The organism is Tabrizicola sp., assembly GCF_051645465.1.
Lineage (GTDB): Bacteria > Pseudomonadota > Alphaproteobacteria > Rhodobacterales > Rhodobacteraceae > Tabrizicola.
Genome location: NZ_JBOFBI010000093.1, coordinates 1 through 20,791 on the forward strand (window position 1 = coordinate 1; position 20,791 = coordinate 20,791).

The 20,791-nt window shown below is 64.8% G+C and carries 20 protein-coding genes; 11 read left to right on the forward strand and 9 right to left on the reverse strand.

The window, feature by feature from the left end:
• The coding region (locus tag ACRCSW_RS06130; protein ID WP_438703474.1) for a GlgB N-terminal domain-containing protein at nucleotides 1–345 on the reverse strand (345 nt) is incomplete at its 3' end.
• Between the two features lie 21 nt (nucleotides 346–366).
• Nucleotides 367–2,775 (reverse strand): glycogen/starch/alpha-glucan phosphorylase, encoded by a 2,409-nt coding sequence (locus ACRCSW_RS06135; protein ID WP_438703475.1) that lies wholly within the window; start codon nucleotides 2,773–2,775, stop codon nucleotides 367–369.
• 267 nt (nucleotides 2,776–3,042) lie between these two features.
• On the opposite strand from ACRCSW_RS06135, the gene ACRCSW_RS06140 reads away from it, so the two are divergent.
• Entirely contained in the window at nucleotides 3,043–3,243 is a 201-nt protein-coding gene (locus ACRCSW_RS06140; RefSeq protein WP_438703477.1) for a heavy-metal-associated domain-containing protein, read from the forward strand.
• A 5-nt stretch (nucleotides 3,244–3,248) separates the two neighbouring features.
• Here ACRCSW_RS06140 and ACRCSW_RS06145 read toward each other — a convergent pair whose 3' ends face one another.
• From ACRCSW_RS06145 to argE, 3 genes are read right to left on the reverse strand one after another with little or no spacing between them, the layout of a single operon-like run.
• Nucleotides 3,249–4,499 (reverse strand): Hsp70 family protein, encoded by a 1,251-nt coding sequence (locus ACRCSW_RS06145; RefSeq protein ID WP_438703478.1) that lies wholly within the window; start codon nucleotides 4,497–4,499, stop codon nucleotides 3,249–3,251.
• Nucleotides 4,500–4,559: 60 nt separating this feature from the next.
• Nucleotides 4,560–5,900 carry an NAD(P)/FAD-dependent oxidoreductase gene (locus ACRCSW_RS06150; RefSeq protein WP_438703480.1) on the reverse strand — a complete coding sequence of 447 codons (1,341 nt, stop codon included), beginning with the start codon at nucleotides 5,898–5,900 and terminating at the stop codon, nucleotides 4,560–4,562.
• Nucleotides 5,897–7,054, reverse strand: a complete 1,158-nt coding sequence (gene argE, locus ACRCSW_RS06155; RefSeq protein ID WP_438703481.1) for an acetylornithine deacetylase — start codon at nucleotides 7,052–7,054, stop codon at nucleotides 5,897–5,899. Before argE ends, ACRCSW_RS06150 begins: the two co-directional genes overlap by 4 nt.
• Before the next feature lie 252 nt (nucleotides 7,055–7,306).
• Between argE and ACRCSW_RS06160 the strand changes: the two genes are divergently transcribed.
• The 5 genes from ACRCSW_RS06160 to ACRCSW_RS06180 all read left to right on the forward strand — a co-directional run bounded on the left by ACRCSW_RS06160 (nucleotide 7,307) and on the right by ACRCSW_RS06180 (nucleotide 13,058).
• Nucleotides 7,307–8,329 (forward strand): ABC transporter ATP-binding protein, encoded by a 1,023-nt coding sequence (locus ACRCSW_RS06160; RefSeq protein ID WP_438703483.1) that lies wholly within the window; start codon nucleotides 7,307–7,309, stop codon nucleotides 8,327–8,329.
• Nucleotides 8,322–9,377, forward strand: coding sequence for an ABC transporter ATP-binding protein (locus tag ACRCSW_RS06165; protein WP_438703485.1), 1,056 nt, complete (start codon nucleotides 8,322–8,324; stop codon nucleotides 9,375–9,377). The genes ACRCSW_RS06160 and ACRCSW_RS06165 overlap by 8 nt, the downstream gene beginning before the upstream one ends.
• Nucleotides 9,374–11,077, forward strand: coding sequence for a peptide ABC transporter substrate-binding protein (locus ACRCSW_RS06170; RefSeq protein WP_438703486.1), 1,704 nt, complete (start codon nucleotides 9,374–9,376; stop codon nucleotides 11,075–11,077). The genes ACRCSW_RS06165 and ACRCSW_RS06170 overlap by 4 nt, the downstream gene beginning before the upstream one ends.
• A 72-nt stretch (nucleotides 11,078–11,149) precedes the next feature.
• A complete protein-coding gene (locus ACRCSW_RS06175; protein ID WP_438703488.1) occupies nucleotides 11,150–12,157 on the forward strand; it encodes an ABC transporter permease in 1,008 nt (335 codons plus the stop codon).
• The gene (locus ACRCSW_RS06180) at nucleotides 12,150–13,058 is read left to right on the forward strand and encodes an ABC transporter permease (RefSeq protein ID WP_438703489.1); all 909 of its coding nucleotides are present in this window, start codon (nucleotides 12,150–12,152) and stop codon (nucleotides 13,056–13,058) included. Before ACRCSW_RS06175 ends, ACRCSW_RS06180 begins: the two co-directional genes overlap by 8 nt.
• Here ACRCSW_RS06180 and ACRCSW_RS06185 read toward each other — a convergent pair.
• Nucleotides 13,055–13,915, reverse strand: coding sequence for a DUF6920 family protein (locus ACRCSW_RS06185; RefSeq protein WP_438703491.1), 861 nt, complete (start codon nucleotides 13,913–13,915; stop codon nucleotides 13,055–13,057). The two genes, ACRCSW_RS06180 and ACRCSW_RS06185, sit on opposite strands and share 4 nt — an antisense overlap.
• Before the next feature lie 73 nt (nucleotides 13,916–13,988).
• Nucleotides 13,989–15,272, reverse strand: coding sequence for a DUF3422 family protein (locus tag ACRCSW_RS06190; protein ID WP_438703493.1), 1,284 nt, complete (start codon nucleotides 15,270–15,272; stop codon nucleotides 13,989–13,991).
• Nucleotides 15,273–15,484: 212 nt separating this feature from the next.
• On the opposite strand from ACRCSW_RS06190, the gene ACRCSW_RS06195 reads away from it, so the two are divergent.
• The 5 genes from ACRCSW_RS06195 to ACRCSW_RS06215 all read left to right on the forward strand — a co-directional run bounded on the left by ACRCSW_RS06195 (nucleotide 15,485) and on the right by ACRCSW_RS06215 (nucleotide 17,629).
• Nucleotides 15,485–15,919 (forward strand): EF-hand domain-containing protein, encoded by a 435-nt coding sequence (locus ACRCSW_RS06195; RefSeq protein WP_438703495.1) that lies wholly within the window; start codon nucleotides 15,485–15,487, stop codon nucleotides 15,917–15,919.
• A 13-nt stretch (nucleotides 15,920–15,932) separates the two neighbouring features.
• A complete protein-coding gene (locus tag ACRCSW_RS06200; RefSeq protein ID WP_438703497.1) occupies nucleotides 15,933–16,238 on the forward strand; it encodes a hypothetical protein in 306 nt (101 codons plus the stop codon).
• Nucleotides 16,239–16,320: 82 nt separating this feature from the next.
• Nucleotides 16,321–16,902, forward strand: coding sequence for an RNA polymerase sigma factor (locus tag ACRCSW_RS06205; RefSeq protein WP_438703499.1), 582 nt, complete (start codon nucleotides 16,321–16,323; stop codon nucleotides 16,900–16,902).
• Nucleotides 16,899–17,249: a hypothetical protein gene (locus ACRCSW_RS06210; protein WP_438703500.1), complete on the forward strand. Its 351-nt coding sequence runs from the start codon at nucleotides 16,899–16,901 to the stop codon at nucleotides 17,247–17,249. The genes ACRCSW_RS06205 and ACRCSW_RS06210 overlap by 4 nt, the downstream gene beginning before the upstream one ends.
• On the forward strand, nucleotides 17,246–17,629 hold the full coding sequence (locus tag ACRCSW_RS06215) for a hypothetical protein (protein WP_438703501.1): 384 nt from the start codon (nucleotides 17,246–17,248) through the stop codon (nucleotides 17,627–17,629). The genes ACRCSW_RS06210 and ACRCSW_RS06215 overlap by 4 nt, the downstream gene beginning before the upstream one ends.
• Before the next feature lies 1 nt (nucleotide 17,630).
• Here ACRCSW_RS06215 and ACRCSW_RS06220 read toward each other — a convergent pair whose 3' ends face one another.
• Nucleotides 17,631–19,064 carry an NAD(P)(+) transhydrogenase (Re/Si-specific) subunit beta gene (locus ACRCSW_RS06220; RefSeq protein ID WP_438703502.1) on the reverse strand — a complete coding sequence of 478 codons (1,434 nt, stop codon included), beginning with the start codon at nucleotides 19,062–19,064 and terminating at the stop codon, nucleotides 17,631–17,633.
• 10 nt (nucleotides 19,065–19,074) lie between these two features.
• Nucleotides 19,075–20,649 (reverse strand): Re/Si-specific NAD(P)(+) transhydrogenase subunit alpha, encoded by a 1,575-nt coding sequence (locus tag ACRCSW_RS06225; RefSeq protein WP_438703503.1) that lies wholly within the window; start codon nucleotides 20,647–20,649, stop codon nucleotides 19,075–19,077.
• Nucleotides 20,650–20,791: the final 142 nt, after the last annotated feature.

A 20,791-nucleotide genomic window follows, 5' to 3' on the forward strand; every position in this document is an offset into this window, starting at 1 on the left:
CCGGTGCGTGCCTTCACCCAGCAGGTATTCGTCCATCTCGCCCAGCACAGGGCCGAACCGATCGGGATCCTCGAATTCCCACGTGTTTCCATGGCCTTCCGCGCGGAACGTATAGCCCGCCTTCCTCACCATCTGATAGGTAAAAAGCCCCGGCAGGCCCGGATATGGCTCCGCCTCTGCCTCCGACTTCCCGCTCAGCACCCACAGCCGGTCCGCCCCCGGCACGAAGGCCCGGATTTCCCAGCCCTTGGCAAGCTTCTGCGGCCCGAGCACCGCGAACGCATCGCCGTGCCAGCCCCCGGCAACCGCCTCGGCAGCGCCCCGGTCCAGTGTCGTCTCAGCCATGCTTCCCCTCCCGAAAGCGCGTCAGAGCGCGGATGTTGCTTGCCAAACCTCGTCCATATAGCTGCGGATCGTCCGGTCGGACGAGAAAAACCCGCTCCGCGCCGTGTTCATGGCCGCCATCTTCCACCAACGGGTGGGGTCCGCATAGGCCTTGTCGACCTCGGCCTGGGCTGCGTGATACGCAGCGAAGTCGGAGGCGACCAGGAAATAGTCCGAGTGCCACATCCCATGGACCAACCCGTGATAGCGCCCCGGCTCCTCGGGTGAGAACCGCCCCTCGGCGATCATCTGCAGGACATCCTGCAGGGGCTGGCTCGCCTCGATCGCCTTCTTGGAGTGTTCCGGGTCCTCGCGCCGCTTCGCGACCTCTTCCGCCGTCAGACCGAAGAGGAAGAAGTTCTCCGCCCCAACCTCCTGCAAAATCTCGACATTGGCACCGTCGAGCGTACCGATGGTCACCGCCCCGTTCATCATGAACTTCATGTTCCCGGTGCCCGACGCTTCCTTCCCGGCGGTGGAAATCTGCTCTGACAGGTCCGCCGCAGGGATCACCCGCTCGGCCATCGTGACGTTGTAGTTCGCCGGATAGACGATCTTCAGCAGGTCTTTCGTGATAGGATCGTTGTTAACAACCACCGCCACATCGTTGATAAGGCGAATGATTTCCTTGGCCACAGCATAGCCCGGAGCAGCCTTGCCACCGAAGATCTTGACCCTCGGCACCACTGCCCCTTTGGGGTTCGACCGGATCCGATGCCAGTGCGCAATCGTCTCCAGGATGTTCAGCAGCTGGCGCTTGTATTCATGGATGCGCTTGATCTGAACGTCGAACACCGCATCGGGCGAAACCTCGACCCCCATCTCGCGCCCGATCCAGTTCGACAGCTCCACCTTGTTCTCGCGCTTCGCGGCCGCAAACTCCTCCAGGAAGCCAGCGTCCGCCACCTGCGGCTCAAGCTCGCGCAGCCGGTCGAGATCGGCCTCCCAGCCAGCACCAATCGTCTTGGTGATCAGCGACGACAACGGCCGGTTCGCCATCCGCAGCCATCGCCGCGGGGTCACCCCGTTTGTCTGGTTGATGATCCGGCCCGGATGAAGGCCGTTAAGCTCGGGAAAGAGGTTCTTCTTCACCAGGTCCGAATGCAGCGCCGAGACGCCGTTGACCTTGTGGCTCATGATGAAGGCAAGTTCCCCCATCCGCACTTCCTGGTGCTTCACGATGCCCACATAGTGCGGCCGGTTCGGATAAGCCCGACGGTGCCAGCTGTCGATCCGCTCGACAATCTGCATGTGGCGCGGCAGGACGTTGCCGAACATGAAAGTCGCCCATTTTTCAAGGGCTTCCGGGAGCAAAGTATGGTTCGTGTAACCAAGGCAGGCCCGCGAGATGGTCAGCGCCTCGTCAAACGACAACCCATGGACGTCGCTCAAGAGGCGCACAAGCTCCGGCCCCGCAATCGCCGGATGCGTGTCGTTCATCTGGATCGCGACATAGCGCGGCAGCGCCCGAAGATCGGTGTGGCTTGACAGGTAACGTCGCAGGATGTCCTGCAATGCGGCCGAGGTCAGGAAGAACTCCTGCTTCAGCCGCAGCTCCTTGCCCTGATAGGTCGTGTCGTCGGGGTAGAGCACGCGGCTAAGCGTCCGCGCCAGCGTCTCGGGCTCGGCCGCAGCCGTGTAATCGCCCCGGTTGAAGCGTTCGAGGTCGAAGTTCGTCGTCCCCTTCGCCCCCCAAAGCCGCAGGGTATTGGCCCATTTCCCCTGCCAGCCGATCACCGGCGTGTCATAGGCCTCAGCCGTCACCGTCTCATGCGGAACCCAGACCTCGCGACCATCACGCGTTTCGACCTGACCCTTGAAGCCCACAGTATAGGCGCTTTCCGGCCGGGCGAACTCCCAAGGGTGTGCCTGCGCCAGCCAGTTCTCCGGCGTCTCGATCTGCCGACCGCCCTCGAAATGCTGGCGGAAGAGCCCGTGTTCGTAGCGGATCCCATAGCCGTAGGCCGGGCAACCCAGGGTCGCCATCGATTCCATGAAGCAGGCCGCCAGACGGCCAAGCCCGCCATTGCCAAGCGCCGCATCGGGCTCGTTATCGATGACGGGCCGAAGCTCTTGCCCGAAAGCCGCCATCGCCTCGACCGCCATGTCGTAAAGGCCAAGGTTGATCATCGCATCTTCAAGGATGCGGCCGATCAGGAACTCCATCGACAGATAGTAGACGCGCTTCTTGTCCTCGGCCCAGGTGCGGCGGGTCGAGGCGAACCACGGCTCGACGATCCGGTCGCGAATCGCGTGGCTCAGCGCCATGCGCCAGTCATGGACGCTCGCATGCTCGACATCCTTGCCAACCGTAAAGGTCAGGTGACGCAGGATGTCGGCCTGCAGGATATTGGGGGTTACGCTCAGATCGTTCACGGGTTTGTCCAGCAATGCATTCTCCTGACAAAGCCTAGGCTCCGGGCAGCAGCGGTCAAGCGGGCTTTCGGGCACAAAAAGCGTCTGATGGGCAACTGTACGCCGTTCGGCGTCTCGCCCTGTTACCGCAAACACATGCTGTGTTTAGGCGATTTAAAGCGATTTGGAAACCAGAAAACGACCCGCTTCGCTGCAGTGGCGACGAATTCCCTACGTCACGGTCAGAGGCCTTGACCCGACCTAATTCAGGATCACTATGTGAATCCGATGCAAGGATTTGCCATGACAACACTCCTGGTTCCCGACATGAGCTGCAACCACTGCAAGGCGACCGTCGAAGCAGCGCTCGCTTCGGTCACTGACGCAGGCGCAGTGACCGTCGACCTTGCCAACCGCCGGGTCGAAGTCGCCGGAAACGTGCCGTCTGCCGCCCTGATCAAGGCGCTGGATCAAGCCGGATATCCAGCCACCGTCGCCGGATAAGCCTTTCAGCCGAACTTCGCCGCGGCGTCGAGCGCGAGGCCGGTGCCGACGGACCCCAACATGTCACCCGTGGCAATGGGCACGCCGGGCAGCACATCGCCCACGATGCGCCGCAGCACAGGCAGGCCGCTGGACCCCCCCGTCATGAAGACGGTGCCGATGGCGTCCGGACGCAGGCCTGCCTGGGCGAGCAACCCGCGCAGGGTGGCGGTGATCCGATCAAGCGGTGCGGCGATGGCGGTCTCGAACACCTCGCGCCGGGCAAGGGGATTGGGTCCCCCGGTCAGGGCGGCAAGCTCAAGGCGCGCGATATCGGCCTCCGACAGCGCGATCTTCGCGGCCTCGACCGCCATGGCGAGGTTGTGGCCCGCGTGGGTCGCAACGACCCGGATCAGCCGGTCGATCTGTTCGGGATGGTCGGCCTCGGCGCGCAGTGCCTTGAGATCGCTGGCCGTGCGCTGCGTGTAAAGCATGTTGATGCGGTGCCAGGTTGCGAGGTCTAGGTAGTAGTGCCGCGGCATGATGCCCCGACCGCCGCCGGTGGTGGACTTGAACCCCAGATGCGGCATCACCTCGGCGAGGCTCAGCAGGCGGTCGAAGTCGGTGCCGCCGACGCGGATGCCGTCATTGGCGAGGATGTCGTCCGCACGGTCGGCGCGGCCCGCGCACGCGGGGCCGACGCGGACGATGGAAAAGTCCGAGGTGCCGCCGCCGATGTCGGTGATCAGCACGTATTCCTCATGCCCGACCGTGCTTTCGTACTGCAGCGCAGCAGCGATCGGTTCGTACTGGAACGCGATCTCGCGGAAACCGACTGCCTTTGCGATGTCTTCCAGCACCGATTGCGCGTTGGCATCGGCGGCGGGATCGTCGTCGACGAAATGGACAGGGCGGCCAAGGACGACGGCGGGCGTGGCGTCTGTCCGGGCGTCAAGCCGCGCCTTCAGGTGCATGAAGAACCGCGCAAGGACATCGCGGAACGAAACCGCGCGACGACCGATCCGGGTCCGTTCGTTGATGAGGTCCGAGCCGAGCGTGCTTTTGAGCCCCCGCATCAGGCGGCCGTCGATCCCGTCGACGTAGGCCGCAATCCCCTCACGCCCGAAAAGCGCCGGGCCGTCGGTTTCCCAGAAGACGGCAGAGGGGATGGTAAGGTGCTCGCCCTCCAGCGGAATCAGGCGCGCTTTGCCACCGCTGGCAATGGCGATGGTCGAATTCGAGGTGCCAAAGTCGATACCGCAGGTGAGGTCTGGCATGGGGGTGCTCCTGTCGGGGCCCGACTTCATAGAGGCGCCGCGTGGGCCATGCAAGGTGGGCTAGAGGCTCGGCCCCGGCACCAGCCGTGATCCGTCACTGAAGCGCGACAGGCGGAAGCGGCTCATGTCGTGGCCGGCGGGGCGGCCCGTGACCATATCGGCGATGACCCGACCCATGCCGGGGCCAATGCCAAAGCCGTGGCCGCTCATCCCCGTGGCAATCGTCAGGCCGGGAATGGGCGCATGGTCCACGACCGGCACGATGTCAGGCAGGCTGTCGATCATCCCCGCCCAGGCGGACTTCAGCTTTGGTCGGCCAAGCGACGGGAAGGCCGCCGCAAACGCATCCTGCACCCCCGACAAGGTCCGCATGTTGGGCTTCGGGTTCAGAATGCGCTGGCGCTCGAAAGGGCTTTCGCCGTCCATCGACCAGCGCCGCGGCGTGCCCCAGGCGTCGGGGAAGCCGCCCGGCGCCGCCATCCGGAAAGACGTAGATCGGAAATCCTTCTTCAGAACAGGTAGATACGCGCCGAAGCTCGCAAAGGCATCGCGACCGATGAAGAAGTCATGCCGGGCGCCCGGCGCGATGGAATAGCCCCCATCGGCCCGGCGGCGGAACGCAAAGTCATCATCGGCGGCATTGCCGGGGAAGATTTCCGGCATGGGCTCGGTCGCGGCAACCGAAGCGAGGACGGAAAGCTGAGGGATACGGATGCCATGCTGCCCAAGGAACAACCGCGACCACGCCCCAGCGGCCACCACCACATGGTCGCACGCCACCCGGCCCGCTTCGGTGACCACGCCCGCCACCCGACCAGCCGCAAGGTCCACCCCCCGGACCGCACAGGCCTCGCGGATCACAACGCCCTTCTCCGCCGCCACAGCGGCGAGCGTAGGCACCGCGACCCAGGGCTCGGCCCGCGCGTCCGACGCCGTCCAGAGCGCACCTTTCCACGGGGCCGCAGCCCCCTTCAGCATCGCCAGCGTCTCACCTTGCGTCAAAAGCCGCGTGTCCAGCTGATGCGCACGGGAATGCTCGGTCCAGGCCTCGAAGTCCGCCATCTCGCGCTCGGTTTTCGCAAGATACAGCACCCCGGTCTGCCGGAACCCCAGCCCTTCCCCCAACTCTGCCGCCAGCGACTTCCAGATCGACAGGCTCTCGATCATGATCGGCAGCTCACCCGGATCCCGCCCCTGCCGGCGGACCCAACCCCAGTTCCGCCCCGACTGCTCGCCCGCGATCCGGCCCTTTTCGCACAGGACGACCGAAAGCCCGCGCTCGCGCAGGAACCACGCCGTCATCACCCCGATCACCCCGCCCCCGATCACCACCACATCGGCCCGCTCGGGCAGCGCTGAGGCAAAGCGAACCGGACTCGCCTCACTGATCGGAAAGCTCATGCCAGCCGCTCCAGAAGCCTTTCCATGAAGCGATGCCCGGCCTCGAACTCGCTGATCTCCAAGTATTCATCCGGCTGATGCGCCTGCGCGATGTCACCGGGCCCGCAGACGACAGCCGAATACCCCGCGTCCTGAAACTGCCCGGCCTCAGTGCCATACGACACGACGCCCGCCTCGTTCTCGCCCGTCAGCGCGCGCGCCAGAGCCTCAGCCTCGCCATCAACCTCCGGCCGAAGCGCCGACACATCGAAGAACCGGTCCAGATGCACCCCCGCCTCGGACCGCCGAGCCTTCAGCACTACATCCAGCCGCTCGGCCTCCAACCGGAACGCCTCCGCATGCGCTTCAAGATCGTCGTCGGGCACCGAGCGTATTTCGACCGCAAAGCGGCAATCCGCAGCTGTTATGTTGTGCGCCGTGCCCCCCTCGATCATCCCCACATGCAGCGTCGTAAACGGCGGATGGAACCGGCCGCCCACCGGCAGGCGCGGCGCGGCCTGGATCGCGGCGTTCCGGTCGTTGACCCACTGGATCAGCCGCGCCCCCTCCATGATCGCCGAAACGCCGTCCGGCAACAGCGACGAATGCACCTCGTAGCCCTTCACGTGCACATGATACCCCGTGCCGCCCTTGTGACCGGTGATCACTTTCATCCGCGACGGCTCGCCAATCACCGCAGCCGAACCCCTTGGCACCACCCCTGCCATCGTCTCGATCATCGGCGGCGCCCCGGTACACCCGATCTCCTCATCGTACGACAGCGCCAGCTGCAACGGTCGGGCGACACCGCGCCGGGCGGCCTCGACCACGGCCCAGACCGCCAGAGCCACATAACCCTTCATGTCGCAGGTCCCGCGCCCGTAAAGCCGCCCGTCCCGCTCGGTCACGGTCCAGGGGTCCGACGTCCAGGTCTGGCCATCGACCGGCACCACATCGGAATGCCCCGACAGGACCACCGCCCCCTCCACCCAAGGCCCGGCATGGGCAATCAGCGCGGCTTTCTGGCGGTCTTCGTTCCAGTGGCGGAAGCACTTTACGCCCTGGCCCGAAAGGTAGCCCTCCAGCCAGTCGACCAGCGCCAGATTCGAGTCGCGGCTGACCGTCGGGAAGGCGACCAGCCGATCCAGAACCTGACGCGGCGTCAGAACCGACATGTCCATCCTCTCCCGCTTCTCCCACATATGGTGGTCAGCCTGTCCCGCCGGGCCTCCTGAAGTCAATATCTGGCGAAATGCCGCAAGGTTCAGTCATTCTGACGCAGGAACAGTCTGGAATCGCGCCGTAAATCGGGATTGATAGAGGGGCAAGAATCGTGAAGAGTTGATTTGCAACGGGGCAACCGTCAGTTGTCAGGTGGCAAAACAGCCAATAATAACAATACCTAAGAACGACGCGGGGAGTACTGAATGGCCGAACCGGCCGCGCCAGTCCTTGAAGTCAAGGGCCTGAAGACTGTTTTCCGCACCCGCGGCGGAGAAATCCATGCCGTGAACGATGTAAGCTTCCACCTCCGGCCGGGTGAGCTTCTGGGCGTCGTCGGCGAAAGCGGCTCGGGCAAGTCCGTCACCATGATGTCGCTTCTGCGGCTTCTGCCCGCACCTCCCGCCCAGATCCGCGGCGGTCAGGTTCTGCTCAACGGACGCGACCTGCTGAAAATGCCGGATGAGGCGCTGCGGTCGGTGCGGGGCGCCAAGATCGGATTCGTGTTCCAGGACCCGATGACCTCGCTCAACCCGGTCTTCACGCTTGGCGACCAGATCATGGAGCCGCTGATCAAGCACATGAGGATGACCAAGTCCCAGGCCGAGACCCGCGCGGTCGAGCTTCTGGACCTGGTCGGCATCCCCGATGCGCGGCGCAGGCTCTACCAGTATCCCCATCAGTTCTCCGGCGGGATGCGGCAAAGGGTGATGATCGCCATAGCACTTGCCTGCAACCCCGACGTGCTGATCGCAGACGAGCCGACGACCGCGCTTGACGTGACCATCCAGGCGCAGATCCTCGAACTGGTGAAAGAGCTGCGCCAGAAGCTTGGCATGGCGATCATCTGGATCACGCATGACCTTGGCGTCATTGCCGGGATCGCGGATCGGGTGATGGTGATGTACGGCGGCCAGATCGTCGAACAGGCCCCGGTGCGTGAGCTTTTCGCCAACCCCCAGCACCCCTATACCCGGGCGCTTCTGCAGACCATTCCCCGGATCACCGGCGCCCGCGAAACGCGGCTGAAGGTGATCCAGGGTCAACCGCCGATCCTCGTCGGACCACTCACCGCCTGCCCGTTCCGCGCACGCTGCGAATTCCGTCATGAGGCCTGCGATGCCGCCAATCCGGCCCGCCGTCCGATCGATGGCGCGCCGCTCGGCCAAGGGCACGATGTCGCCTGCCACTGGCAAGCCCCGGCAAGGGCGGAGATGGCCCATGCTTGACGCTGGCCCCGCGCCGCTTGTCCAGGTCGAAGACCTGAAGATGCACTTCCCGATCTACACCGGGCTGTTCCGCAAGCACACCGGCGATGTGAAGGCGGTCGACGGCGTCTCGTTCAACATCATGGCGGGCCAGACGCTTGGGCTCGTCGGTGAATCGGGCTGCGGCAAGTCAACCGTGGGCCGCGCCATGCTACGGCTCTACGAACCGACCGCCGGCCGCGTGGTCATCGACGGCGAAGACGTCGCCCACATGACGCCCGAGGCTTTGCGCAAGAAGCGCCCGACAATGCAGATGGTCTTCCAGGACCCGCAAGCCAGCCTCAACCCCCGCATGACGCTTGCCGAGATCGTCAGCGAACCGCTCGACGAACACACGGCCTGGAGCCGTGACCAGAAGCTCGAGCGGGTCTACGAGCTCATGGACCAGGTCGGCCTCAACCGCCGCTTCGTGAACCGCTTCCCGCATGAGTTTTCCGGAGGCCAACGCCAGCGGATCGGCATCGCCCGTGCGCTGGCCCTGAAGCCGCGATTTATCATCTGCGACGAACCCATCGCCGCCCTTGACGTCTCGATCCAGGCGCAGGTGGTGAACCTTCTGGAGGATCTGCAGGAAAAGCTGGGCCTGACTTATCTTTTCATCAGCCATGACCTGTCGATGGTCCGCCACCTCGCCCAACGGGTTGCCGTGATGTATCTCGGCCGGATCGCCGAGCTTTCGCCCTCGCAGCATCTCTATTCCCGCCCGCTGCACCCCTACGCCGAGGCGCTCCTTTCCGCGGTGAACGAGCCCGATCCCGTGATCGCGGCCAGCCGGAAGCGGATCATCCTCAAAGGCGACGTGCCCTCGCCCGCCAATCCGCCCAAGGGCTGCAACTTCTGCACCCGCTGCCCCAAGGTGATGGACATCTGCCGCACGGTGAAGCCGGATCTGGCCGAGGTCGAGCCAGGCCGCCTGGTCGCCTGCCATCTTTACACGAACAACCCAGCCGCCGGAGCAACCGGCGCATCCGAGGCAACAGAGCGTAACCAACAAGGAGTATCGCAATGAAACTGAAGTCCGCCCTTCTGGGCGCTGTCGCCGCGCTGGCCTTCGCGCCCGCGGCCTTTGCCGAACGCGGGGCCGATGGCGAGGTGAAACTCACCTTCCCGCAGGCCGTGTCGATCGTGAACCCCTACCTCTCCCAAGGCACCAAGGACCTTCTGGCCGCCGCGATGGTTGTCGAGCCGCTTGCAGTGGTCGCCCCGGATGGCACGCTTGTGCCAAGGCTGGCCGTGGAAATCCCGACGCTGGAGAATGGCGGCGTTTCGGCTGACATGACCTCGATCACCTGGAAGCTCGTTCCCGGCCTGCTTTGGTCTGACGGCTCGCCAGTGACGGCCGATGATGCAGTCTTCACCTGGCAGTACTGCACCCACCCCGAAGGCGGCTGTGCCCAGGCGTCGAAGTACGACGGGGTGGCCTCGGTCGAGGCCGTGGACCCGAGCACGATCAAGGTGACCTTCACCGGGCCGAAGCCCAACCCCTACACCGCATTCGTCAGCGGCCTGTCGCCGATCCTGCAGAAGGCGCAGTTCGAAGCATGCGTCGGTGCAGCCGCCCCGACCTGCACCGACGCCAACAACATGCCGATCGGCACCGGCCCGTTCAAAGTCACCGGCTTCACCGTGAATGACACCGTCACAATGGAAGCCAACCCGAACTACCGCGACCCGGCGAAACCGGCCTTCGCAACTGCCGTGATCAAGGGCGGCGGCGATGCCGAAAGCTCGGCCCGCGCGGTGATGGAAACCGGCGAATTCGACTATGCCTGGAACACCCAGATTCCGCCGGACAGCCAGGCCGCTATGGCTGCTGCCGGCAAGGGCCAGTTCGTGGTCGCCTTCGGTACGCTCGTCGAGCGGATCGAGATGAACATGACCGATCCGTCGCCCGACCTGCCGGAAGGCGAGCGTTCGACCGCCAAGCACCCACATCCGATCTTGTCGGACATCAAGGTTCGGACAGCTCTTTCGAAGGCCATCGACCGTGCGATCCTGGTCGAGGTCGGTTATGGCGCGGGCGGCAAGCCCACCTGCAACTTGATCCCGGGACCCGAAGGCTGGGCTTCGGACAACGAAGGCTGCATCGTCCAGGACATGGAAGGCGCCAAGGCGCTGCTGGACGAAGCCGGCTGGACCGATAGCGACGGCGACGGCATCCGTGACAAGGACGGCAAGAAACTGTCGCTCCTCTATCAAACCACGGTCAACCCGATCCGCCAGGACTTCCAGGCGCTGGTTAAGGATTGGTGGACCGAACTGGGCGTCGAGGTCGAGCTGAAGGCGATCGACCCGGGCGTGTTCTTCGGCGGCGATGCGGGTTCGCCCGACACGTTCCAGAAGTTCTACGCCGACGTTGAAATGTACGCCAACAACTCGGAAAACCCTGACCCGGAAAGCTATTTGGCCCAACTTCAGTGCAACAAGGCGCCAACCCCGGAAAACCAGTGGCAGGGTGAGAACATCAACCGGTTCTGTGATCCGGCCTATGATGCTCTGCATGCCGAGCTGACAAAGACGACCGACATCGCCAAGCGTCAGGAAATCGCGAAGAAGCTGAACGACATGCTTACCAAGGACAGCATGACGATAATTCCGCTGGTCCATCGTGGGACGCTTTCGGCGCATTCCAACACGCTCGGTGGCGTGCAGATCAACGCCTGGGATATGGAAACCTGGAACACTGCGGACTGGTTCCGCGTGAAGTGATCTAGTCACAAGCGGGGCCGTTTCGCGCGGCCCCGCTGCTTTTCTATTGTCTCGAACCAAGGCGCGCCGCGCATGCTTACCTTCACGCTCCGCAGGCTTCTGCTGGCCATTCCGACCTTGCTGGTCATCAGCCTGGTGATCTTCCTTCTGGTCGATCTGGCCCCCGGCTCGCCCATGTCCGAAATTCCGCTGACCGTCCCCCCGGAAGTGCGCAAGAAGATGATCGAGGCGCTTGGCGCCGACCAGCCGGTCTTCGTGCGCTACCTGCTTTGGCTCAAGCAGTTCTTCTGGGTCGAACCAGCCAACCTGATCGACGGCTGGTTCGGCACCACCTGGGCTGAAGGCGAGCAGCGCATCCTCTCGTGGCAATCCCGCTCGCCGGTCTTCACCGTCATCGGCCAGCGCATTCCCCAGACCCTTACCGTGATCGGCACCGCCTATCTCGTTGGCATCCTGATCGCCCTGCCCATCGGCATCTATTCCGCCTACCGCCAGTATTCGGCCTTCGACCAGGCGGGCACTCTCTTCGCGATGATCGGCTTTTCGGTGCCGACGTTCTTCTCCGGCACGCTTTTCATCATCATCTTCGCGGTCTGGCTGGGCTGGTTCCCCACCAAGTACGACACCCAGCTTGTGGTGAACGACTGGGCAAGCTTCGTGAAGCAGGTCCAGCAGATGGCCCTTCCGGTCATGACCCTCGGCCTTGCCAATGCCGCCGCGATCAGCCGCTACATGCGCTCGTCCATGCTCGACAACATGACGCAGGACTATGTCCGCACCGCCCGCGCCAAGGGCCTGACCGAGCGTGTCGTCGTCCTCAAGCACGTGCTTCGCAATTCGCTGATCCCGGTCGTGACCGTCATCGCCCTGGGAATACCCGCGATCTTCGGCGGCGCGATCATCACCGAGAACCTCTTCGGGGTGAACGGCATCGGTGCGGCACTGATCGGCGCGATCCATGCCAACGACATTCCGATGGTGCAGACCCTGGCCTTCATCTTCGCCGTGCTGATCGTGCTCTTCAATCTGATCGCCGACGTTCTTTACGGCCTTCTCGACCCAAGGATCCGCTATGACTGACGTCAGCAGCACCCCGCAGAAGCCGGCAAGCGCACGGCGTGAGATCTGGCAGCAGTTTCGCACGCACAAGGGTGCCCTCTTCGGGCTGATCGTGCTTAGTCTGCTTGTTCTGTTTGTCGTCCTCGGTCCGCTGGTCTGGGACCCACCCCAGCGCCTGTCCGAGACTATTCGCCTCAAGAACCAGGGCCCCTCCTTAAGCGCGCCTTTCGGGACCGATCAGCTGGGCAGGGACTTGCTGCTGCGCATGATGCAAGCGGGCCAGGTCTCGCTGGCGGTGGGATTTGTCGCCATGGTCATCGCCATCGTCTTCGGCACCTTCATCGGGATCATGGCCGGCTACTTCCGCCGCCTTGATGGCCCGCTGATGCGGCTGACCGACATGTTCCTGGCCTTGCCGCTGATCCCGCTCCTCCTCGTCATGGTGATGCTGTTCCGCGACCGCGTCGCTTCGATTCTCGGGCCTGAACTCGGCGCCTTCCTTCTGATCGTCTTCGCGATCGGCATCACGTCCTGGATGGCGACCGCCCGCATCGTCCGGGGCGAAGTGCTCACGCTGAAAGAGCGCGAATATGTCCTGGCCGCCCGGTCGATCGGCGCCCGCCCGAACCGCATCATCCTGCGCCACATCCTGCCGAACCTCGTCTCGGTCGTCATGGTTGCCGCGACCCTTGAAATCGCCGGCGCCATCATCACCGAAAGCGTCCTCTCATTCCTCGGCCTCGGCTTCCCGCCCGATTTCCCGACCTGGGGACGGCTCCTGTTCGATGGCCTGCAGTACATGCAGGTCTACCCCGAACGGGTGATCTGGCCGGGCCTCGCCATCTCGCTGACCGTGCTCAGCGTGAACTACATCGGCGACGGCCTCCGCGACGCACTCGACCCGCGGATCCGGGGGCGCTAATCGGCGAAGCGGTAGCTCAAGGCCGTGACCCGGCCCCGCCAATAGGGTTTTTCGCCCTCCGGCAGGACCCAGGCCACTTCGCCCGTCATCGGAACCAGCATGCCACCCTGGCGCTGATAGTCCGACCAGCGCCCCTCCCATGGCGTGGGCACGACCGCTCCCACCACCGTCCGCCCCCGCGCCTCGGCCCGGACCCCTGCGATCAGATCATCCGCCCCGAAGCGGAACGTCAGGCTGATCGTCACGTCGCCATCGGTCAGCGTGGCCAGCGCGCTCCGATCGTCGATGGGGGACCAGGTGACCCCCTGCCCCGGCAGAAGCGCTGTTGGATACCAGGCCGCCTCCGCCAGCCAGCGCATTGCCTCGCCCTGGGCTATGGCACCACGACCGCGCATCTCCGTCAGCTTGAAAAGCCCCAGGATCGCCGGCAGAAGAACCCCCTCGCCCGCAACATACGCATCGTGGACCCGCACCGGCACACCCGGAGCCATGCGTATGGTGCCATTCCAGACAAAGCCCGGCCGCGACGTCTCCACCTCCTGCTGCGAGGCGAACACTTTCCAGTTGTCGCTGGCCTCACCCATGTTGAACGTGCCGTCATGCGCCAAGCTGACACCGGTCACCAACGGCTGGCCCGGCGTAAGGGCCGCCTTGAAGAAGCGCTGGACCGGGGGTGGCAGATCAACCAGCACCGCCGGATCGTAGCGGCTGACGCGAAGCGGCGACCGCGCTGCCGCCAGGTCCGAGACCAGCCCCGCCGTCCGCTGCTGCCAGCGCCATCCGCCATAGACGGACAGCGCCGCCCAAAGCACGCCCAGCCCGACAAGCCCTGCAAGTCCCCATTTCAGCCAGGTCATCAACACCTCCACGATTGCGAAGGCATAGGATGCCCGGCAAAACCGTCGGCTACCTTGACCTTCGTCAACCCGCCTAGCTCATGTGGTTGCGGATACGGCGGACGAGCAGCCAGACGCCGATCAGCACAACGGGCGTCAGGATCGCCATCGTCTGGCCATGCGTCAGGTGCCATCGGTGGGCCAGAGGCTCGACCACATAGGCCAGCAGGTTCACCGCATAATAGCTGATCGCCACGGTCGAAAGCCCCTCGACCGTGCGCTGCAGACGCAGCTGGAGGTCGGCACGGCGGTCCATCGACTCAAGCAGCTTCTGGTTCTGCGCTGACCGTTCGACGTCCACCCGGGTGCGCAACAACTCGGCCGCACGCTCGGCGCGTTCGGCCATCGCCTTCAACCGGCTTTCCGCCGACTTGACCGTGCGCATCGCCGGGTCATAGCGGCGCATCATGAACTCGGCAAAGGTCTGCCGCCCCTGGATGCGTTCCTCGCGCAAGACCTCGATCCGCTGGTTGACCAGCGCCTCATAGGCCGCCGTCGCACCGAAGCGGAAGGAAAACTGCACCGCCAGGCTCTCCAGTTCCGCCGAGATCGTCAGAAGGTCATGCAGCGCCGCTTCCGGAGCGGGTTCGGCGTTGTCGAGGCTGGAAACCAGCGTCGAGAGCCGCGGGTCAAGCGCGTTCAGCCGCGTCGAAAGATCCCGCGACCGGATCAGGCCCAGCATCGACATCGCCCGATAGGTCTCGATCTCGCATAGCCGCTGCACGATCCGGCCCACCCGCCGCGGCCCGGTGCCCGGCCGGACAAAGACGGCAAAGCGCATATGGCCCGCCGGATCGATGCGGAAATCCCCCGCGATCACCGCGGCCCCGTCGACGACCCGGCTCACAGCCAGGCTCTCTGGCACGAACCACTCATCGACCTGCCCCAGCAGCTCTTCGTCCGTCGCAGGCAACGGGGCCACCCGCACCATGACCGATGTCAGCCGCTTTCCCGGAGCCATGGAAAGCCAGTCCTCGGGCAATACCTCGGCATCCGCCGGATCAAACGGCCGCTTGGCCAGCCCCCGCGAAAACGCGGTGTAGGTCACGAACTCGGTGTGGCTTTCCCATTTCAGCTCGGCCCGCCCGATCTGGCCCTGGAAATGCGTGGCACCCGGCTGGGGATGCGCACCGCCGTGCCGGTCGAGAAGCGCATGCAGATGCTGCAAGTCCAGACCCCGGTCCCGGTTCTGCGCCTGCACCGGTTCCTTGATCGCGACATATACGGCGGTCGAGGGCACCTCCAGCGCCGGAAAGGGCCGCGCATGCAGCTCGTTCACAGTGGCATAGCGAAGCGGATGATCATGGATCGGCGGCATTGGCAGGGTCTTTCAGCGCGGGATGTCCGAGAGTTAGGCCGCGACCCCCGACCGATCCAGCGATTTGCCGGAATACTTCCGTATGCGGTCGAAGTGTTGCGCAAATGCTCGGCTGCCTTTCTGCGGTCGCGGATTTCTTTTGCCCAACGCGTAGGGCGGCGGCGACCCGTGCGTATCAACCTCAGAACGACACAGCCGAAAGGACCCCAACCATGCGTAACCTCCTCCTCTCCCTGGCCTTGCCGCCCCTGATGCTGCTTGCGCCGATGGCAAGCGCACAAGACAACCAGATCATCGGCATGATCTTTGACCGGCTGGACAGCGACGGCAGCGGCGATGTCAGCCAGGCCGAGATCACCGCGGCCAAGGAACGCCAGTTTGCCAAAGCCGATACCGATGGCAACGGCCTGGTGACCGAAGCCGAGCTTGCCGCAGTCCAGGACCGCATGGCCCGCCTTGCGCGCCTCGGCAGCGACGGCCTGGCCGAGCGTGCGCGGCGGCTTGACCAGGACGGCGACAAGGCCGTGTCGCTGGCCGAATACACCGCGACGTCGCCGATCCTCACCCTCATCGACGCCGACGGTAACGGCGCGATCAGCCGGGCCGAGCTTGACCGCGCCCGCGCTGCCTTCCCTCAGCAACCATGAAACGGAGCAGACAATGACCCATCTTGCAAAACTGATGATGCTTGCCACGCTTGGCCTCGGCCCGACCGCGGCATTGGCCGACGGTTATTCCGGCACGATCACCGGCGAAAACGGCGGCACGATCGTCTACAGCGGCGACTGCGACAAAGCCGAGGTCGGCGTGGTCTGCACGCGCGAAGGGGTGTGGACCGGCCCGAAGGGCTATACGGCCAATCGCAAGGTTGACAGCGAAGCGACCTCGACCGGCGGCACCAAGAAAATCACCACGACCGGCCAGTTTGGCCGCACCGTTACTACCATCCGTGAGTGGAACCGCTAACCAGTCCGGTTGCGGGCGGCCCATATGGCCGTCCGCAATCCCTTCGCCTAAGGTCTGCCCTGCATGTGCCAGGAGCCAGTGAGTGCCGCCAGCAAGCCAAGACGACGATGCGGCACTGCTCCGCGGTATCGCACAGGGCCGGGAGGCGTCCTTGGCGCAACTGATCTCCCGGCACGGCCGCGGCCTGACCGCCATCGCTGCCCGCTATCTTGGGAACCGCGCCGAAGCCGAGGATATCGTGCAGGAGGTCTTCTTCCGCGTCTGGCAGAATGCCACCCGTTTCGACCCGGCCCGCGCCAAGCCCAAGACGTGGATCTATTCGATTGCGGTCCGGCTCTGCATCGACCGGCTCCGCAAGCTGAAACTCCGGCGCCTTTTCGGCCTTGGCGCGGGGATGGATGCCGCCGAAGACGTCGGCGACCAGACCCCGGCCACCGATCAGGCCCTCGCCGACCGGCAGGCCCTGGCGCTGACCCGCAAGGCGATCAGCGCCCTGCCAGACCGGCAGCGCATGGCGATCCTGCTCGCGGCCGTTGGCGGGCTCGAAACCGCACGGATCGCCGAAACACTGGACATCACCCCCGGCGCGGTGGAACAACTCCTCGTCCGCGCCCGCCGCTCCCTCCGCGACCAGGCAGCACTTCATGAAGGACCCTTGCGATGACGACGCCCGACCCCGGCCCTACCGACGACGCAAAGCTTGACGCCCGCGTGCGCGCCGCCGCGGACGTGCCGTTCGACGACATCGCCGTCACCGAAGCCGTCCTGGCCCGGGTGCACGCGACCCGCCGAACGATCCCCGCGGAGCAGCGCAAAGGCTGGGCCCCGATCCTTGCCCCGACCGCCTTCGCCTCGGTCCTTCTGGCAACACCGTTCATCGTGGCGGGTTATCCCACGCCCGGCGATGGCGCCGACGCATTCCTCTTCAGCCTCGCCAGCGGCGACCCCCTTGCGCTCATCGCCGATGCCGGGCTTGGCCCCGATCTGATCTCGGTGGGGCTCCGCGAATGACCGGATGGCGGCGGGCCCTCTTCTGGACGATCCTCTGCCTCTCGCTCCTGGCGAACGCCGTCGTGCTGGGCCTGCTCCTCCGCCTCGGCAACCTGCGCGATGTCGCCAACGGCGGCAGCGAAGGCTGGACAGGCGTCCCCGCCGAAGCACGAAGCCTCTTCCGGGCAGAACTCGCCGAGAACCGCGCGGAACTCCTCGGACTCCTTACCGAACTAGGCCGCGCAAGGGCCGAGATGTTCACCGCCGCCGCCGCCCTCCCCTATGACCGCGCCGCGGTTGAAGCAGCACAAGCCAAAGTCCGCGCCGCCTCGACCGCCTTGCAGGCGAGATCTCAGCTCTTGATGCTTGATGCGTTTGATGAGGCCGCCAAGACGCCCTGACCTATTCGATCATCGGCAGTAGCGCATCCAGCGACTTCTTCGCGTCGCCATAGAACATCCGCGTGTTCTCCTTGTAGAACAGCGGGTTCTCGATTCCCGAATACCCCGTCCCCTGCCCGCGCTTCGAGACGAACACCTGCTTGGCCTTCCACACTTCCAGCACCGGCATCCCCGCGATGGGCGAGTTCGGGTCCTCCTGCGCTGCCGGGTTCACGATGTCGTTCGACCCGATCACGATGGCGACGTCGGTCGAGGGGAAGTCCTCGTTGATCTCGTCCATCTCCAGCACGATGTCGTAGGGTACCTTCGCCTCGGCCAGGAGAACGTTCATGTGCCCAGGCAGCCGCCCCGCCACCGGATGGATCGCGAACCGCACGTTCTTGCCCGCCGCCCTCAGCTTCCGCGTCAGCTCCGACACCGACTGCTGCGCCTGCGCCACCGCCATCCCGTAGCCCGGAATGATGATCACCGAGTCCGCGTCATTCAGCGCCGCCGCCACCCCGTCGGCGTCGATGGCGATCTGCTCCCCCGCAATCTCCATCGCCGGACCCGTGGTGTTGCCGAAGCCCCCGAGGATGACCGAGATGAACGACCGGTTCATCGCCTTGCACATGATGTAGCTCAGGATCGCCCCCGACGAACCGACCAGCGCCCCCACCACGATCAGCAGATCGTTCGACAGCGAGAAACCAATCGCCGCCGCCGCCCAGCCCGAATAGCTGTTCAGCATCGACACCACCACCGGCATGTCCGCCCCCCCGATCCCCATGATCAGGTGGTACCCGATGAAGAACGCAAGCAACGTCATCCCGATCAGCGCAAAGACCGACGCCGTCTGCACATAAACCACCAGCAGGAGGATCGACCCGATCGCCGCCGCCGCGTTCAGAAGATGCCCGCCCGGCAGCTTCTTCGCCTTGCCGTCGACCTTCCCCGCAAGCTTCCCGTAAGCGATCACCGATCCAGTAAACGTCACCGCCCCGATGAACACGCCCAGAAACACCTCGATCCGCAGGATCGTCAGCTCGACCGGGCTCTTGTGCGCGAGCAACGCCGCAAACCCCTCCAACCCAGCCTTCGCCGCCTCGTCCATCCCGGCCACCGAAGCGGCCTCGATATGCGCGTTGTACCCGATGAACACCGCCGCAAGCCCGACCAGCGAGTGCATCGCGGCCACCAGCTGCGGCATCTCGGTCATCTGGACGCGGGTCGCGACGACATAGCCGATCGCCCCCCCGCCCACGATCATGATCAGCGACAGCCACCAGTTGCCCGCGCCGGGGCCGTAGATCGTGGCCGCAACTGCCAGGGCCATGCCGACGATGCCATACCAGACCGCCCGCTTGGCGCTTTCCTGGCCCGACAACCCGCCAAGCGAGTAGATGAAGAGAACCGCTGCAACGACGTAGGCCGCCGTGGTGAATCCGTATTCCATCGCGGGCCCCTTACGACTTCTGGAACATGGCGAGCATCCGCCGGGTGACGAGGAAGCCACCGAATATGTTGATCCCGGCCATGAAGACCGAAAGTGCCGCCAGGATGACGACCAGCCACGACCCCGACCCGATCTGCATGAGCGCCCCAAGGATGATGATCGACGAAATCGCGTTCGTGACCGCCATCAGCGGTGTGTGCAAGCTGTGCGAGACATTCCAGATCACCTGGAAGCCCACGAAGACCGCCAGCGCGAAGACGATCAGGTGCGACATGAAGCTCGCCGGGGCATAAAGCCCCGCGAACAGGATCAGCCCGCCCCCGATTGTCAGCAGCCCCACCTGGTTCCGCGTCTGCGCCCTGAACGCCGCCACTTCCTGTGCGCGGCGCTCTTCCACCGTCAGCTCCTTGGCCTTCTCCTTCGGCTTCGCCACTGCAATCGCCGCGATCTTCGGCGGCGGCGGCGGATAAGTCACCGCCCCCACATGCGCGACCGTCGCGCCCCGGATCACGTCATCCTCCATGTTATGGTGGGTCACGCCATCCTTCTTCGGTGTAAGATCGGTCAGCATGTGCCTGATATTCGTCGAATAAAGCGTCGACGCCTGCGAGGCCATCCGGCTTGGAAAATCAGTATAGCCGACCACGGTCACACCGTTCTCGGTCACGATCTTCTGGTCCGGCACGGTCAGATCACAGTTCCCGCCCCGCTCGGCCGCAAGGTCCACGATCACCGACCCCGGCTTCATCATCTTGACCATATCCTCGGTCCAAAGCTTCGGCGCAGGCCGACCGGGGATCAGAGCGGTTGTGATGACAATGTCCATCTCCGGCGCAAGCTCGCGGAACTTCTTCAGCTGTGCTTCGCGGAACTCCGGCGAAGACGGGGCCGCGTAGCCGCCGGTCGCCGCGCCGTCGGTCTGGGTTTCGGAAAAGTCCAGGTAGACAAACTCCGCCCCCATCGACTCGATCTGCTCAGCCACCTCGGGACGGACGTCGAACGCCAGCGTGATCGCCCCAAGCGAAGTCGAGGTACCGATAGCAGCCAGCCCTGCCACACCAGCACCAACGATCAGCACCTTGGCTGGGGGCACCTTGCCCGCCGCCGTCACCTGACCGGTGAAGAAGCGGCCAAAGTTGTTCCCGGCCTCGATCACCGCCCGATAACCCGCGATGTTCGCCATCGACGACAGCGCGTCCATCTTCTGCGCCCGGCTGATCCGCGGCACCATGTCCATGGCGATCACGGTAAGGTTCTTCTTCGCCGCCGCTTCCAGAAGTTCGGGGTTCTGCGCGGGCCAGAAGAAGCTGATCAGCGTCTGCCCGTCGCCAAGCGCCGACAGCTCCCCCGGTTCGGGACCCCGCACCTTCACGACGATATCCGCCGCGGCGATCACCGCGCTGGCATCCGCAAGCACCTCGACCCCCGCCGCCGCATAAGCCGCATCCGAGAACCCGGCTTTCGCCCCCGCCCCAGACTGGATACACGCGCTATGGCCAAGTTTCGCCAGCTGGACGGCCGAGTCCGGCGTCATCGCGACCCGGTTCTCGCCGGGAAATACTTCTGTCAGCGCTCCGATCTTCACCCTCGCCCCCCGATCCTGTTCCTCAAGTCATAAACAGTCACGTCGCACTTATCACCGCGCAACAATATTTCAAACCCTGCATTTCTCACGCGTCGCCGCGTCACTTTCGCCCGATCCAGCGGTGGGTCCGCGCCGCCCAATC